This window comes from Mangrovicoccus ximenensis (assembly GCF_003056725.1).
Classification (GTDB): Bacteria; Pseudomonadota; Alphaproteobacteria; order Rhodobacterales; family Rhodobacteraceae; genus Mangrovicoccus; species Mangrovicoccus ximenensis.
The window spans coordinates 328,796-344,433 of the sequence record NZ_QBKZ01000025.1 but is presented as its reverse complement, the minus strand read 5'-3'; the positions used below and the strand labels follow the sequence as shown (position 1 = coordinate 344,433).

Sequence of the window (15,638 nt, the reverse complement as noted above, 5' to 3'; positions counted from 1 at the left end):
TCAGCGGTTGGTGCGCGCCAGCAGGATCACCGCCGAGAGCCCGACGAGGATGATCAGCATCGAAGGCGGGGCGGCATCGCCGATCTTCTCCAGCGAGGCCTGGTCGTAGACCCGCGTCGCCAGCGTGTCGAAATTGAACGGCCGCAGGAGCAGCGTCGCGGGCAGTTCCTTGACCCCGTCGACGAAGACGAGGAGGAGCGCCGTGCCGATCGATCCCTTGATCATCGGCAGGTGCACGGTCCGGAGCGTGCCCGCCGGCGTCCGCCCCAGCGAGCGCGCCGCCATCGGCAGGCTCGGCGCGATCCGCCCCATGGCGCTGTCGGCGGCGCCCTGTCCGATGGCGAAGAACCGCACCATGTAGGCCAGGATCACCGCCGCCGAGGAGCCGGTCAGCACCATCCCGGCATTGATGCCGAAGAGGTCGAAGACATCCGCGATCCGGTGGTCGAGCGCCGCGACCGGGAGCAGCAGCCCGAGCCCCAGCACCGCGCCGGGCGCCGCATAGCCGAGCGCCGTGACCGGCAGCAGCCCGCGCATCGCCTTCGATCCGGTCAGCCGCACGCCATAGACAAGGAGCAGGCTGAGGCAGACGGTCAGCACGGAGGCGGTGCCGGCCGTGACCAGCGTGTTGGTCGCGGCCCGGATCAGCCGCGGATCGAGCCATTCATCGGCATTCTGGATGGCCAGATGCAGGATGATCCCGCCGGGCAGCAGGAAGCCGATGAAGAAGGGCAGCAGGCAGGCGACGGTCGCGATCCAGCCGGCCGGGCCGCGCAGCGGGATCGGGTTCGGCTTCGACAGCCGCTTGGTATGGGCATAGACCTGCGCGCGGCGGCGGCTGATCCGCTCGGCCGAGGCCAGCACCAGCACCAGCCCGAGGCTCACCAGCGCGATCTGCGCCGCGCCCGCCGCCGAGCCGCCCTCGAGCCAGGTGGTGAAGATGCCGGTGGTCAGCGTCTGCACGGCGAAGAAATCGACGACGCCGAAATCCGCGCCGGTCTCCATCATCACGATGGCGATGCCTGCGGCCGCGGCCGGGCGGATCAGCGGCAGGCCGACCCGCAGGAAGCGCGCGACATGGCCCGCGCCGAGCGCCCGGGCGACATCGAAGCTCGAGGCTGAATGCTCGCGCAGCGCGCTGCGGCTCAGCAGGTAGACATAGGGGAAGAGCGCCGCCGACAGCACTAGGATCGCCGCCCAGCGGGAGCGGATCTCCGGGAACCAGTAGTCGCGCGCGCTTTCCCAGCCGAAGAGGCCGCGCAGCCCGGTCTGCACCGGCCCGGCATATTCCAGCAGGTCGGTCAGCGCATAGGCGCCGATATAGGCCGGAATCGCCATCGGCAGCAGCAGCGCCCAGCGGAGCCAGCGCACGCCCGGGAAGCTGTACATCGTCACCAGCCAGGCCGTGACCGTGCCGGCAAGCCCGGCGAAGAAACCTACCGAGGCCATCATGACGAGCGTGTTGCCGAGGTAGCGCGGCAGCGTGGTGGAGGCGAGATGCCCCCAGACTCCGCCGGAATTGCCGACCGCCAGCCAGATCACCGTGCCGAGAGGCAGCAGGACGACGAGGGCGATCAGCGCGGTCAGCGCCAGCCAGGGCAGCTGGCCGAGCCGGAAGCTCGGGATCGGAGGAGGCGAGGCGGGCATGGGGTCTGACATCTCGGCACCGGGACTGCAGGACGGGGTTTCCTATCCTGTTGCGGGCCGGCATGCAAAGCGTCCTCTGCGCGCAGCTTGTCCGGCCTGCCATGGCTGCCGGCTGGACGGGCGCGGGAACGGCTGCCCGGTTCCGGGGCGCCCGTACCTCCCGGGCTCTCCGCCGCGTCGTTCCGGCGGGCCTTGCGGAAACCGGGCTTGCGCTTCGGCCCCTTGCCCTTCGGCGCCTTGCGGCCATAGGGCGGCGCGCGGCGGGCCCCGGTGCGGGTGACCTCCTCGCCCTCGACCTCAAGGAGCTCGAGCAGCACGCCGCCGGTGACCGGCTCGGTCTCCTGCAGCTTGACCAGCGCGCGCTGGCCGGTGGTGAAGACCCGGCCGCTCTCCGCGCCCATCAGCGACTGCGTCGCCGGGTCGTGATGGAAGAACTCGTGGCCCAGCGTCCGCACCGGCACCAGACCGTCGGCCCCGCTCTCGTCGAGCTTCACGAAAAGCCCGAACTTCGCCACGCCGGCGATCCGCCCGGTCATCTCGGCGCCCAGGCGCTCCGACAGGAAGGCCGCGAGATAGCGGTCGGTGGTGTCGCGCTCGGCCGCCATCGAGCGGCGCTCGGTATCCGAGATGTGCTGCGCGGTCTTCTCGAGCAGCTCCTCTTCCTCGGGCGTCAGCCCGTCCGCCCCCCAGCCATGCGCCGCGATCAGCGCGCGGTGCACGATCAGGTCGGCATAACGGCGGATCGGCGAGGTGAAATGCGCATAGGCCCGCAGCGCCAGGCCGAAATGGCCCAGGTTGACCGGGCTGTAATAGGCCTGGGTCATCGAACGCAGCGTCGTGAGGTTGATCAGCTCGGCCTGGTCGGTCCCGGCCGCCTGCTTCAGCAGCCGGTTGAGATGCGCGGTCTTCAGCACCTGCCCCTTGGCCAGCACGAGGCCGGAGGCGGTCGCGGTCTCGCGCAGCGCCTCCAGCTTGTCGGGATCAGGTTCCTCGTGGATGCGGAACAGAAGCGGCCGCCGCTTGGCGATCAGGGTCTCGGCCGCACAGACATTGGCCATGACCATGAATTCCTCGATCAGCCGGTGCGCGTCCAGCCGGTCGCGGAAGGCCACCGAGGTCACCGTGCCCTCTTCGGACAGCTGGATGCGCCGCTCGGGCAGCTCCAGCTCCAGCGGCTGGCGCCGGTCCCGCGCGCGCGCGCAGGCGGCATAGGCTTCGAAGAGCGGCTTGAGCACCGTGTCGGCCAGCATCTCGGCCTGCTCCGAGGACGGCTCGCCATTGGCGACGGCCTGGGCTTCTTCATAGGTCAGCGAGGCGGCCGAGCGCATCAGCGCCCGGTGGAAGGAATGGCCGCGCTTGCTGCCCTCGGCATCGAACACCATCCGGAGCGCGATGACCGGACGCGCCACGCCCTCGTGCAGCGAGCAGAGGTCGCCCGACAGCCGGTCGGGCAGCATCGGCACCACCCGGTCGGGGAAATAGGTGGAGTTGCCGCGCTTGCGGGCCTCGCGGTCGAGCTGGGTGCCCGGGCGGACATAGGCGGCGACATCGGCGATGGCGACCCAGACGATGTGGCCGCCCTTGTTGCCGGGATCGCTGTCGGGCTCGGCATAGACCGCATCGTCATGGTCGCGCGCATCCGCCGGGTCGATGGTGACCAGCGGCAGGTCGCGCAGATCCTCGCGGCCCGACATCCCGACCGGCTTCGTCTTGTCGGCCTCCTCGATCACCGCATCGGGGAAATCGTCGGGGATGCCGTGCTGGTGGATGGCGATCAGCGACACCGCCTTGGGCTGCGAGGGATCGCCGAGACGGGTGATCACCCGTGCCTGCGGCAGGCCCATGCGGACGCGCGGCCCGGACTGTTCCGCCTCGACCAGCTCGCCATCCTTCGCGCCGTGGCTGGCCCCCGGGGGCACGCGCCATTCGCGGTCGGATTTCTTGTCGACCGGCACGATGCGGCCGCCCTCGGCGGTCTTGCGGTAGAGCCCGAGGATGCGGTGCGGGTTGTGGCCGATCCGGCGCACCAGACGCGCGGTATAGGCGTAGTCCTCCTCGCCCTCGACCTTCTGGACCCGCGCCAGGATGCGCTCGCCCGGCGCCAGCGCCGGATCGTTGAGGCGCGGCCGGATCAGCACGCGCGGCTCGGGGCCCTCGCCCTGCCATTCCAGCGGACGGCCGAACAGGTCGCCGTCGATGTCGGGCTCTTCCACCAGCAGGATGGAGACCGGCGGCAGGCGCTCGGGGTCGCGGTAGCTCTTGCGGCGCTTCTCGAGATGGCCCTCGGCTTCGAGGTCCTTCAGTATCGATTTCAGCCCGATCCGTTCAGCGCCCTTCAGGCCGAAGGCCTTGGCGATGTCACGTTTGGAACTGAGCGCGGGGTTGTCGGAGATCCAGGCAAGGACCTCTTCCTTGGTCGGAATACGGGTCATGATTCGCGCATAGCACGCGCCCGGGGCGGCGTCACGGGGAAGCGCAGCGCCGCCCTGCCGCGAAGGGCTCAGGCGGCGCGGGCGGAAAAGAGGTTCACCACCGCGGGCACCCGCAGGCCGCCGGGTCCGTCCCATTGCGCGAAGGCGGCGGCGACGCTGTCGAGAATGATCTCGAGGTCCTNCATGAGGCCGCCGACCGGACCGATCCAGGGCGTCATCGCCCGCACCGCGCCGAGCCCGCCGGGATGCGTCAGCACGGTCTGCGCCTCGCGGCCCAGCGGATCGGCGAAGCCCGCCTTTTCCAGCAGGCCGCAGACCCGCGGGATGTCGCGGAAGGGCCGCGCTGGCGCGGCGCAACGCCCCCGAGATGCCCGCAATGGTCGGCCAGCGCGTGCGCGGCCGGTTCCTCGGCCAGCCCTTCGCGGGCGAGGTGCTGGGGATCGAGAAGCAGGGCAGCCACTGGAAGATCTCGCTGCGATTTCCGCCGCCAGGTCTCGGCGCTTGTCGGGGCCGACGGCCTCTCGCCCGCGCGCCGCTCCGACGGGACGCCGCATCTGGTGCTGGACCCCTGAGCATGGGGCAGGGGGCGTGCCCCCTGCCGACCGGGGGCAGGCAGGGAGGATCGTGCCGCCGGGCGCCTGCCGCGCCGGTTCGAACGGGCCGGACAGCGCGGCGCCGGACCTTCCGGGCGCGGAGGGCCGCAGAGTCCGGCCCCGGCTGCCCCCGACAAAGGTCGCAATTTGCGACCAAGGTCGCAGCTCCCGGGCAGCCCGGCTTGACCTGCCTCAAGCCCGCCGTCCCTCCCCTGCGCAACATGGCCCCGTCTGAACACGAAAGGACAGGCCATGATCCGCATCCTCCTCCCCGCCTTTGCGCTCCTCGCCACCGCCGCGGCCGCCGACACCTTCGAGCAGGTCAAGATCGATGCCGGGGCCGCGCTTTTCGAAACCGCCTGCAAGCGCTGCCACTCGGTCGAGGCCGACCGCGCCAGCTACGGGCCGCTGCTGACCGGCATCGTCGGCCGTCCCGCCGGCAGCTTCGAGGGCTACGGGTATTCCGACGCGCTGGCCGGGTCCGGCATCGTCTGGACCCCGGCCGCGCTGCGCGCCTGGATGGAGGACAATGACGGCTTCATGCCCGGCACCAAGATGCGCCATGTCGGCATCGAGGACCGCACCGTGCAGGATTTCATCCTCGCCTATCTCGCCACGCTGGCGGAGTGAGTCCCCGAACGTGGAACGGGCGCCCCGAGGGGCGCCCGTTCCCGGCCGTCCGGCCCGCATCTCCGCTTCCGGCGCCCTCAGGAGAGGCCGCGCACCAGCCACAGGACGGCAACGCCGGCCGCCACCGCGCCGAGGCCGATCATCCGCCGCGCTTCCAGCGAGAAGCGCGACAGGGTCTCGATCAGGTCCTCCAGCCGCGAGGGCAGCAGCGCGAAGACCAGCCCCTCGAAGACCAGCACGAAGCCGAGCGCCGTCAGCACGGTCGCCATCAGCGGCCCGCCGAGCCGCCGAGATAGTCGAAGAACTCGCTGTCCGGCGTGATCACCAGCGACGAATTGCCCGATTTCAGCGCCCGCTCATAGGCGGTCAGCGAACGGTAGAACTCGAAGAAGCCCTCGTCCTGTCCGTAGGCCTCGGCAAACACCCGGTTGCGCTCGGCATCGGCCTCGCCTCGGGTGATCTCCGCCTCGCGCTGTGCCTCGGAGGTGATCTCCACCACCGTACGGTCGGCCTGGGCGCGGACCCGCTGGGCGGCTTCCTCGCCGCGGGCGATCTCGTCGGCCGCCTCGCGTTCCCGCTCGGCGCGCATCCGCGCGAAGGTCGCCTCGAGGTTCTGCTCCGGCAGGTTGGTCTGCTTCAGCCGCACGTCGAGCACTTCGAGCCCCAGCGACTGCGCGCGGGCGCGCGACGCATCGGTGATCTGCTGCATCAGACCCGAGCGGTCCTCGGAGAGGATCGTGTTCGAGGTCACCCCGTCCTGGCCGAGAACGGCGCGGATCTGCGGGTTGATGATGCCTTCCAGGCGGCTCTCGGCCGTGGCCAGGCTGCCGGTGCCGATTGCTTCGCGGAACTGGCGCGGATCTGCGATCCGGTAGCGCGCGAAGGCGTCGACCACCAGGCGGCGGTCATCCGAGGGCGTCACCTCGATCGTGGTGGTGTCGAGCGACAGGATGCGGTCGTCATAGCGCACGACCTCGTTGATGAACGGCCATTTGAAGGCCAGTCCGGGGGTTTCCTTGACCGACTGGATCTGGCCGAAGCGCAGCACCAGCGCCTTCTCGCGCTCGTCGACGATGAAGACGGAGGAGGCCAGCAGCACGACGGCAACGACGCCGCCGATGAGGATGATGTTCAGTTTCTTCATGGCTCGCGTCTCCTCACTGGCCTTCGCTGCGGCGCAGCTCGTTCAGCGGCAGATAGGGCACGATCCCGCCACCGCCCTCGCCGCCGGCCAGGGCCGGATCGAGGATCGTCTTGTCGACATCGCCCAGCACGCGCTCCATCGTTTCCAGATAGAGGCGCTTGCGCGTCACTTCCGGCGCCGCGCGGTATTCCTGGAGAACCGCGACGAAGCGGCTGGCCTCGCCCTCGGCCTCGTTGATGACCCGGGCACGGTAGCCCTCGGCCTCTTCGAGAAGCTGCGCGGACTCGCCGCGCGCGCCTGCCAGGACGCGGTTTGCATAGGCATCGGCCTGGCGCTGCAGCCGGTCGCGTTCCTGCTCGGCCGCCTGGACCTCGCGGAAGCTGTCGATGACCTCCTGCGGCGGGTCGGCCTTGTCGAGGTTGACGCGGACGATGTTGATGCCCGCGCCGTAGCTGTCGAGCGTGCCCTGGATCAGTTCGTGCGCCATGTCCTGGATCAGCCCGCGGTCGCGGTTCAGGATCGGCGCCAGCTCGGACTGGGCGATGATTTCGCGCATGGCCGATTCAGACACGGCACGCACGGTCATCTGCGGGTCGCGCAGGTTGAACAGGAAGGCCGCCGCGTCGGTGACGTTCCAGACCACCTGGTAGTCGATGTCCACGACCGCCTCGTCGGTGGTCAGCATCAGCCCGGCATCCTCGCTGGAGCGGCTGCCGCGGCCGATGCCCAGTTCCTCGACGCGTTCGACGGAAACCGGGATGACCTCATGCGTGACCAGCGGCCAGGGCGCGAAGTTCAGGCCCTCGGTGCCGGTCTGGCTGTAGGCGCCGAGGAAGAGCTCGACCGAGTTCTCTTCGGGGCGCACGGTGTAGAGCGAATTGTAGAGCCAGATGCCCAGCACCACGACGCCCGCGATCCCCAGCGTGCCGCGGTTCATCTTGAACCCGCCGCCGCCGCCGAAGCCGCCGCCGTTCTTGCCGGGGCCCTTGCCGCCGCCGCCGCCGAGGATGACGCGCAGCTGCTCCTGGCCCTTCTTCATGATCTCGTCGATCTCCGGGATCTGGGACCCCTCGCCGCCCGGCTTCCTGCCGCCTCCGCCGCGGTTGTCGTTCCCCCCGCCCGAGCCGCGGTTGCCGCCGCCGCCCCAGGGTCCTCCGGAATTAGCCATATGTGTTATTTCCCCGTGTGATATCACGTTTCTGAGAAGATGCGGACCACAGCCCGCGATTTCAAGCGCTTCGGGTCGGGTTCCTCATCGTCACCAGCTCCTCCGCCATGGTGGGATGCACCGCGCAGGTCCGGTCGAAATCGGCCTTGGTGGCGCCCATCTTCACGGCGATGCCCGCAAGCTGGATCATCTCGCCCGCCGAGGGTGCCACGATGTGGCAGCCGAGGACAACATCGTCGTCCTGACGCACGATCAACTTCATGAAGACCCGCTCCTCGCGGCCGGCGAAGCCCGACTGCATCGCCTTGAACGAGGTGGTGTAGATGTCGACGCCGATGCCCCGGTCCTTCGCCTCTTCCTCCGAGATGCCGGTGGTGCCGATTTCCGGCTGGGTGAAGATCGCCGAGGGGATCAGGTCGTGGTCGACCGAGGTCGGATTGCCCTTGAACACGGTCTCGACGAAGGCCATCGCCTCGCGGATCGCCACCGGGGTCAGGTTGACCCGGTCGGTCGCGTCGCCGATCGCGTAGATCGAGTCGACCTTGGTCTTGGAGAACTCGTCGACCTTGATCGCGCCGTTCGCCGCCATCTCGATGCCGAGTTCCACCAGCCCGAGGCTGTCGGTGTTGGGCTTGCGCCCCGTGGCGAACATCACCAGGTCGAAGGTGCGCTGCGAACCGTCGGTGCCGTGGACCAGGATGCCGTCATCGGTCTTTTCCATCGAGACGGTGTTGGTATGGGCGCAGAGCTCGATCCCGGCCTTGCCCATCTGATCCGCCACCAGGTCGACGGTCTCGCGGTCGAAGCCGCGCAGGATCTGCTCGCCGCGGAAGAACTGGGTCACCTCGACGCCGAGCCCGTTCATGATGCCGGCGAATTCGCAGGCGATGTAGCCGCCGCCGACGATCAGCAGGCGCTTCGGCAGCGCGTCGAGATGGAACATCTCGTTCGAGGTCACCGCCAGTTCGTGGCCCGGGAATTCCGGCACGAAGGGCCAGCCGCCGGTGGCGATCAAGATGGTCTTGGCGGTCTTCGCTTCGCCGTTGTCGAGCATCACCTCATGCGGGCCGGTGACCACGGCGCGGTGCTTGACCCACTCGACGCCCGAGTTGTTCAGGAGCCGTTCATAGACGCCTTCCAGACGGTCCAGCTCGGTTTCCAGCTGGCCCTTGAACTTGGTCCAGTCGAAGCCGCCCGCCGTCACGTCCCAGCCATAGGCCGCCGCATCGGCCATGTGGCCCGGATAGGAGGAGGCGAAGACCATCAGCTTCTTCGGCACGCAGCCGCGGATCACGCAGGTGCCGCCCATGCGGCTTTCCTCGGCGAGGCCCACTTTCGCGCCTTCGGCCGCCGCCACGCGCGCCGCGCGCACGCCGCCGGAACCGCCGCCAATGACGAACAGATCGTAATCGAAACTCATCGGATTTCCTCGTTACTCAGGCGGTCGGCAGGAGCGCCGCCAGTTCCATGATGACATCGCCCCAGGCGGTCGGCGTGTCACGCATGCGGGTTTCGTGCTTGCCGTCGGGATGGCCGATGATGACCGTGTCGCAGAGCCCGATGAAGAGCCCGTGCTCGACCACGCCGGGGATGTCCGCCAGCGCCATGGACAGCGATTCCGGATCGGCGATGCGCACCAGATGCGCGTCGATGACATAGTTGCCCTGGTCGGTCAGCACCGGCTGGCCGTCCTTCAGCCGCAGCGCGGTCTCGCGCCCGTCCACCTCGGAGGCAGCCAGCACGTCCTTGATGCGCGCCTCTGTGCCCTTCCAGCCGAACGGGATCACCTCGATCGGCAGCGGGAAGGCGCCCAGCGTCTCGACATCCTTCGACGGGTCGGTGATCACGATCATCCGGTCCGAAGCCGCCGCGACCAGCTTTTCGCGCAGATGGGCGGCGCCGCCGCCCTTGATCAGCCGCAGATGGCCGTCGAACTCGTCCGCGCCGTCGATGGTGACGTCGATGCGCTCGACATCGTCGAGGCTGACCACCGTCAGGCCGAGGGCGCGCGCTAGGCCGGCGGTGCGCTCGGAGGTGGGCACGCAGGTGAGGGCCAGCCCCTCGTCCTTCGCCCGCTTGGCCAGCGCCCGGACCATCCAGGCCGCGGTGGAGCCGGTTCCCAGCCCGACGGTCATCCCGTCCCTGATCTCGGCAACGGAGGCCATGGCGGCCGCGAATTTCCCGGCCTCTGCCGGTGACAGCGTGTCAGACATCGTCGATCCTCTTTCCTGACAGGAGATATAGGGAATGAGGGGCGCTGCCGCGACCCCCAATCGCCCGTTACCAGCCGGGTGCGTCGCCGAGCGCGTCGAGGAGCCGCGGCAAAGCCCTGTGCGGCAGCATCAGGAGGAGCTTCGGCGCATGCGGCGCCAGCAGGACATGGCCCTCGGCGCGGTTCGAGGTCGCGCTCTGCCCGTCGGGCGCGAAGCTCAGCCCGTCGAGCGGCCATTCGAGCCCGCGGCTCTCGGCGGTCACCGCGCCCATCGGGAACAGGCTGACCGGGGTGCCGGGCTCAAGGTCGATCGCCAGCTGCGGCGGCGCGAGCAGGCAGACATCCTCGGGGCCGATCACCAGCGCGCGGCGCTTCGGCAGCCGCGCCATGACGTTGAACACGGCCAGCAGGTGGTCCATCCGCCCGGCGGCAAATCCTACGGCGAGGATCAGCGGCGCCTCGATCCGCGCCAGGCATTTGTGGAAATCGGTGCTGTCCTGCTCCTCCACCCGGTGCAGGCGGTCGGCAGGGATGGCGGCGCGCACGCCCGGCTCCAGCGAGTCGAAATCGCCGATCACGGCGAGCGGCATGTGCCCGGCCTCGACCGCCGGTCCCGCCCCGCCATCGGCGGCGACCAGAACCGGCGCATGGGCCAGCGCGGCATCGATCTCGGATTTCTGCACCGGCCCGCCGCCGACCAGGGTGACGGCGCTGGCGGTCCGGATCAGCGCGTTCACCCGTCGTCCCGCTGCTCGGCCTGGCCGATGCCGCGGAACACCGCGCGGAAGGGCAGCGCCCAGACAATGCCGAGACCGACATAGACGCCGAGTTCCAGCCAGATCGGCGGCCGGTCGAACTGCGCCACGATGGTGACGGCCGCAACGATGTAGAGCGGCAGCCCAAGGAGAAGGATCGCCAGCGACCAGCGCCGCCGGGCCTTGTAGGAAAGCGCCATCTGTTCCTCCTCGTGTCCGGGACTGTCCTGCCGCGCAAGGCTAGGCCATCGCGCGGCAGAGTCCAGCGCCGATCAGTCGGCGAAGGGGTCGGTGACCAGGATCGTGTCGTCGCGCTCGGGCGAGGTCGACAGCAGCGCCACCGGGCAGTCGATCAGCTCTTCGATGCGGCGCACGTACTTGATCGCGGCGGCGGGCAGCTCGGCCCAGCTGCGCGCGCCCTCGGTGCTCTCGCTCCAGCCTTCCAGCTCTTCGTAGACGGGGGTGCAGCGCGCCTGCGCCTCGGCGGCGGTCGGCAGGTAGTCGACCACTTCGCCGTCGAGCTCGTAGCCGGTGCAGATCTTCAGCGTCTCGAAGCCGTCGAGCACGTCGAGCTTGGTCAGCGCGATGCCCTTCATGCCCGAGGTCGCCGCGGTCTGGCGCACCAGCGCCGCATCGAACCAGCCGCAGCGGCGCTTGCGCCCGGTGACGGTGCCGAATTCATGGCCGCGCGTGCCCAGCCGGTTGCCGGTCTCGTCGTCGAGCTCGGTCGGGAACGGGCCCTCGCCGACGCGGGTGGTGTAGGCCTTGACGATGCCGAGCACGTAGTCGACCGCATTCGGGCCGAGGCCGACGCCGGTCGCCGCCTGGCCCGCGATCACGTTCGAGGAGGTCACGAAGGGATAGGTGCCGAAATCGATGTCCAGCAGGGCGCCCTGCGCGCCTTCGAACAGGATGCGCTTGCCCGCCTTGCGCTTCTCGGTCAGCACCTTCCAGACCGGCGCCGCGAAGGGCAGGATCTGCGGCGCGATTTCCTTCAGCTTCTCGATCAGCGCGGTCCGGTCGATCGGCTCGATGCCGAGGCCCTTGCGCAGCGGGTCGTGGTGCTGCAGCGCCCGGTCGACGCGGGCGATCAGCGTCGCCTCGTCGGCCAGATCCGCGACGCGCACGCAGCGGCGGCCGACCTTGTCCTCGTAGGCCGGGCCGATGCCGCGGCCGGTGGTGCCGATCTTGGTGCCCTTCGAGGCCGCTTCCTCGCGGGCGCGGTCCAGCTCGCCGTGGAACGGCAGGATCAGCGGCGTGTTCTCGGCGATCATCAGCGTCTCGGGCGAGATCTCGACGCCCTGCTCGCGGATCTTGGCGATCTCGTTGACCAGGTGCCACGGGTCGAGCACCACGCCGTTGCCGATGACGGACAGCTTGCCGCCGCGCACCACGCCCGAGGGCAGCGCGTTCAGCTTGTAGACCTGGCCGCCGATGACCAGCGTGTGGCCGGCATTGTGGCCGCCCTGGAAGCGCGCGATGACATCGGCCCGCTCGGACAGCCAGTCAACGAGCTTTCCCTTACCCTCATCGCCCCACTGGGCGCCGACGACGACGACATTGGCCATGGTTCTCTCCATTCAGTCCGCGGCGTGCATATCCAAACCGAACGCGGGGTGAAACCGCAAAATCGGACAGATCCGCCGCTTGGCACGCAACCCGCGCCGCCGGGGCGGCCGTGCCGGGCCGCCCGCATGCGGCCCGGGAGGGACAGCACCCGGCCGCCGCGACGGGCGAAGAGCTCGGCATAGCCCGCCGTCAGCGTGCCGGGCGACGCGCAGGTCCAGCTGTCGCGCCAGTGGATGACGCCGGCCGGCGCCTTGAGCAGCGCGGGATCCTCGCGGGCATAGGTGTCGCCGTCAACGGCGCGGAAGCGCGTTCCGTAGCTGCGGCCCATGCGCTCAGCCTCGGCCAGGGCGCCTTCGTATCCGGCCCCGTCGCGGTAGAGGATGGCCATGCCGTCGCGGACGATCAGGTTTTCGAGCCCCGCAGCTTCGATCAGCGGGGCATGGTCGCGGGTCGAGCGTTCGGTCAGCTTGACATAGGTCCGCGAGATCCCGGCATGGCGGGCGGGCGCGGAATTGCGGAAATAGCGCCACAGCGCCGGCAGCATCTCGGCCACCCCGCCGGGGGACCAGGTCACGTCATTGGTCCGGCCGAGCGCGAAGCGCAGCAGCACCAGCGGATCGCGCGGCAGGGCATAGGGCTCCGCCGCCTCGGCCTGGATGATGCCGGCATTGCCGAAGGAGGTTTCGCGCCCCGGCGCGCTGCGGTCGACGAGGGTGACCGCATGGCCCTGCCCCTGCAGCGCAAGCGCGGTGGAAACGCCGACCATGCCGGCACCGAGAACGAGAAAGTCTGCCATGGGAGGTTCCGCAAATTTCTGGGAAACGGCGGTGCCGCAGCGGGCGGCCACGCCGGAGGCTCCGGCGACCGGAGCGGTGCGGCGCCCCTTGCCGGGGCGCCGCTTGCCGGGATCACGCCTCGGCGATGACGGTGATCTCGACCTTGGCGTCGATCATCAGGCCGCTCTGCACGGTGGTGCGCACCGGCAGCGGGTCGGCGAAGTACTCGGCATAGACGCGGTTGAATTCGGCAAAGTCGCTGGTGTCGGTCAGGTAGCAGGTTGCCGAGACCACGTTGGCGAGCGTCAGGCCCTCGGTTGCCAGCGTTGCCTTGAGGCGCTCGAAGATGTTGCGCGTTTGCGCCTCGATGCCCGCGGGCACGGTGCCGTCGGCGCCGAAGCCGATCTCGCCCGAGAGATAGACGGTGCTGCCGACGCGGCGGGTCTTGGAGAAGGGGAGGTTCATCAGACTTTCCTTGTGTTCTGAGAGTGGGAGTCGGAGGAGTCAGGAGGAAACGGCGGGTGCCCGGGCCTTCAGCCCCTCGATCAGCAGATCGAGAAGCAGTTCGAAGCTGTCGCCGTAGGACACGTCGGCGCCGTTCTGCCAGCGCAGGACGAAGATGCGGTTGGTGATGTCCGGCAGCGCCGCCGAGGTCAGCGGGTAGACCTCGGGATCGATCTGCGCGACGCGCTCGGCGAACAGGTCTTCCCAGCCCTTGCCCGCGCTGTCGGGCTTGCCGACGGGCGGCGGCGCTAGCTCCATGGTGACGAAGCCTGCCAGGCCGCCGACCAGCACGTTGAAGGCCGGGCGCAGCGCATCGCCGCGATAGCCGCCGTCATGCAGCGCCGACAGGATCGTCTCCACCCAGTCGAGGTTGGCGACGCCGTTCGATTTCATCTGCGCTCCGAGCAACGGCGCCACGGCCGGATGGCGGTGCACCAGCGTCCGGTAGTTGCGGAACACCTGCCGCAGCCGCGCGTCCCAGGGCATGCCGGCGTCGAGGCTGCCGGAGAGCGATCCGGTGATCGAGGCGGAAATCTCGGCGAAGAGATCCTCCTTGGTGCCGCCGACATGCCAGTAGATCACCGCCGGAGACACGCCCAGGCTGCGCGCCAGTTCGCGCAAAGAGAAGGCCGCGAGGCCCTTCTCGTCGATCTGCGCGACCGCTGCGGCGACCACCTGATTCTTGCTCAAACCGACCGCCGCGGCCCGTCCGCGCGGAGACTTGCCCGATTTATCAGCGCTTCCGGTGGTCATTGGCGCAAATTCCGATCAAAAAACAGGCTAAAAATTTTTTCCGCGACAGCCTGCACGAGTTGGATTTATCCCTTATAGAACATCGTTCAATTGGGAACGCAACAAGCTTGGCCGTCCGGCGGGCCGCGAAATACACGAACCTGACGAATGGGGTCAAAATGACGGCACTGCCGATCTTAGTCTTCTCAGCCGCCCTCCTCATGGGCGGCGCCGTGCTTGCCCACCTGATCGGCGCCGCCTCGATCCTCTCCTTCTTCGCCGCCGACCGGGCGCGGTTCCTGGCCGCGGCTCCGCAGCGGATCATCGCGCATGTCGACCTGTTCTCGATCATGTCGATGCCGCTGTTCATCCTGGCGGGCGAGATCATGAACCGCGCGGGCGTCACCAAGGCGCTGATCGACCTGGCCATGGCGATGATGGCACGGCTCAAGGGCGGCCTCGGCCATGTGAACATCCTGACCTCGGTGTTCTTCGCGGGCATCTCCGGCTCGGCGATGGCCGATGCGGCCGCGGTGTCGAACACGCTGGTCCCGGCGATGCGCAAGGCGGGCTACAGCGTGCAATATGCGGGCGCCGTCACCGCCGCCTCCTCGGTCATCGGGCCGATCATCCCGCCCTCGATCGTGATGATCTTCTACGGGGCGCTGATGAACACCTCGGTCGCGGCGCTGTTCGTGGCGGGCATCATCCCGGGGCTGATCATGGCGCTGGCGCTGTTCGGCGCGAATGCCTGGATGGCGCACCGCCACGACCACCCCTCGGGCGAGCGCGTGCCTGCCCGCGAAGTGCTGCGCCGCGCGGTCTATGCCCTGCCCGCCACCGTCATTCCGGTGATCATCCTGTCGGGCATCGTCTTCGGCGTCATGACCCCGACCGAAGCCGCCGGCGTCGCCGTCTGCTGCGCCATCCTCGCCGGGCTCATCTACGGCCAGATGTCCTGGGGCAAGCTGATCAAGAGCCTCGAACGCACCGCGATCCTGTCCGGCTCGATCTTCATCCTGCTGTCGGGCGTGGCGATCTTCGGCTACCTCGCCGGCCTGGAGAAGCTGCCGACGCTGCTTGCCGACGCGCTGATCGGGCTGGGCTTCGAAGGCTGGAAATACCTGCTGCTGCTCAACGCGGTGTTCCTGGTCGCGGGCATGTTCCTCGAAGTGCCCGTCGCTCTGGCCCTGCTGGTGCCGCTCCTGGTGCCGACCGGCATCTCGATGGGCGCCGATCCGATCCATCTCGGCATCGTCATCGTCGTGAACCTGATGCTGGGCATCGTCACCCCGCCCTTCGGCGCGGCGCTGCTGGTGGTCTCCGCGGTGTCGGGCGCGCCCTACTGGGGCATCGCCCGGGCGGCGGCGCCGTTCCTCCTGGTGCAGCTGGCCGTGCTCATGCTGCTGACCTTCATCCCCGAGCTGACGCTCTTCCTGCCGCGTCTTGCCGGCTTCGCCCAGTGAGGAGAGACAC

General features: G+C 69.2%; 14 protein-coding genes and 2 pseudogenes. 3 read left to right on the top strand and 13 right to left on the bottom strand.

Going from position 1 to position 15,638, the window contains the following annotated elements; all coding sequences use genetic code 11:
* Positions 1-1,659, bottom strand: a complete 1,659-nt coding sequence (locus C7T91_RS29545; protein ID WP_236638589.1) for an ABC transporter permease — start codon at positions 1,657-1,659, stop codon at positions 1-3.
* Positions 1,584-4,079 (bottom strand): ribonuclease R, encoded by a 2,496-nt coding sequence (rnr, locus tag C7T91_RS29540; protein WP_108263404.1) that lies wholly within the window; start codon positions 4,077-4,079, stop codon positions 1,584-1,586. The genes C7T91_RS29545 and rnr overlap by 76 nt, the downstream gene beginning before the upstream one ends.
* Positions 4,080-4,446: 367 nt before the next feature.
* On the opposite strand from rnr, the pseudogene C7T91_RS40195 reads away from it, so the two are divergent.
* Positions 4,447-4,651 (top strand): annotated as a pseudogene (locus tag C7T91_RS40195) (glyoxalase superfamily protein).
* 273 nt (positions 4,652-4,924) lie between these two features.
* Entirely contained in the window at positions 4,925-5,302 is a 378-nt protein-coding gene (locus C7T91_RS29530; protein ID WP_108263402.1) for a c-type cytochrome, read from the top strand.
* A 77-nt stretch (positions 5,303-5,379) separates the two neighbouring features.
* Here C7T91_RS29530 and C7T91_RS29525 read toward each other — a convergent pair whose 3' ends face one another.
* The 11 genes and pseudogenes from C7T91_RS29525 to C7T91_RS29475 form a co-directional block, all read right to left on the bottom strand.
* Positions 5,380-5,571: a DUF2065 domain-containing protein gene (locus tag C7T91_RS29525; RefSeq protein ID WP_108263401.1), complete on the bottom strand. Its 192-nt coding sequence runs from the start codon at positions 5,569-5,571 to the stop codon at positions 5,380-5,382.
* Positions 5,571-6,446 carry a protease modulator HflC gene (hflC, locus tag C7T91_RS29520; RefSeq protein WP_108263400.1) on the bottom strand — a complete coding sequence of 292 codons (876 nt, stop codon included), beginning with the start codon at positions 6,444-6,446 and terminating at the stop codon, positions 5,571-5,573. The genes C7T91_RS29525 and hflC overlap by 1 nt, the downstream gene beginning before the upstream one ends.
* A 13-nt stretch (positions 6,447-6,459) precedes the next feature.
* Positions 6,460-7,614 (bottom strand): FtsH protease activity modulator HflK, encoded by a 1,155-nt coding sequence (gene hflK, locus C7T91_RS29515; protein WP_108263399.1) that lies wholly within the window; start codon positions 7,612-7,614, stop codon positions 6,460-6,462.
* Between the two features lie 61 nt (positions 7,615-7,675).
* A complete protein-coding gene (gor, locus tag C7T91_RS29510) occupies positions 7,676-9,034 on the bottom strand; it encodes a glutathione-disulfide reductase (RefSeq protein ID WP_108263398.1) in 1,359 nt (452 codons plus the stop codon).
* Between the two features lie 16 nt (positions 9,035-9,050).
* The gene (gene rpiA, locus C7T91_RS29505) at positions 9,051-9,827 is read right to left on the bottom strand and encodes a ribose-5-phosphate isomerase RpiA (RefSeq protein ID WP_108263397.1); all 777 of its coding nucleotides are present in this window, start codon (positions 9,825-9,827) and stop codon (positions 9,051-9,053) included.
* Between the two features lie 67 nt (positions 9,828-9,894).
* The gene (locus C7T91_RS29500; protein WP_236638588.1) at positions 9,895-10,563 is read right to left on the bottom strand and encodes a thiamine diphosphokinase; all 669 of its coding nucleotides are present in this window, start codon (positions 10,561-10,563) and stop codon (positions 9,895-9,897) included.
* Complete coding sequence (locus C7T91_RS29495; protein ID WP_108263396.1) at positions 10,560-10,781, bottom strand: DUF2842 domain-containing protein; 222 nt, start codon at positions 10,779-10,781, stop codon at positions 10,560-10,562. Before C7T91_RS29495 ends, C7T91_RS29500 begins: the two co-directional genes overlap by 4 nt.
* A gap of 72 nt (positions 10,782-10,853) precedes the next feature.
* Positions 10,854-12,149, bottom strand: a complete 1,296-nt coding sequence (locus tag C7T91_RS29490; RefSeq protein ID WP_108263395.1) for an adenylosuccinate synthase — start codon at positions 12,147-12,149, stop codon at positions 10,854-10,856.
* A gap of 155 nt (positions 12,150-12,304) precedes the next feature.
* Positions 12,305-12,946, bottom strand: a pseudogene (locus C7T91_RS29485) (NAD(P)/FAD-dependent oxidoreductase); the annotation flags it as partial.
* A gap of 112 nt (positions 12,947-13,058) precedes the next feature.
* Positions 13,059-13,391, bottom strand: a complete 333-nt coding sequence (locus tag C7T91_RS29480) for a RidA family protein (protein ID WP_108263394.1) — start codon at positions 13,389-13,391, stop codon at positions 13,059-13,061.
* Between the two features lie 39 nt (positions 13,392-13,430).
* Positions 13,431-14,120 (bottom strand): TetR/AcrR family transcriptional regulator, encoded by a 690-nt coding sequence (locus C7T91_RS29475; RefSeq protein ID WP_236638587.1) that lies wholly within the window; start codon positions 14,118-14,120, stop codon positions 13,431-13,433.
* 221 nt (positions 14,121-14,341) lie between these two features.
* On the opposite strand from C7T91_RS29475, the gene C7T91_RS29470 reads away from it, so the two are divergent.
* Positions 14,342-15,628, top strand: a complete 1,287-nt coding sequence (locus tag C7T91_RS29470; protein ID WP_108263474.1) for a TRAP transporter large permease — start codon at positions 14,342-14,344, stop codon at positions 15,626-15,628.
* Positions 15,629-15,638: the final 10 nt, after the last annotated feature.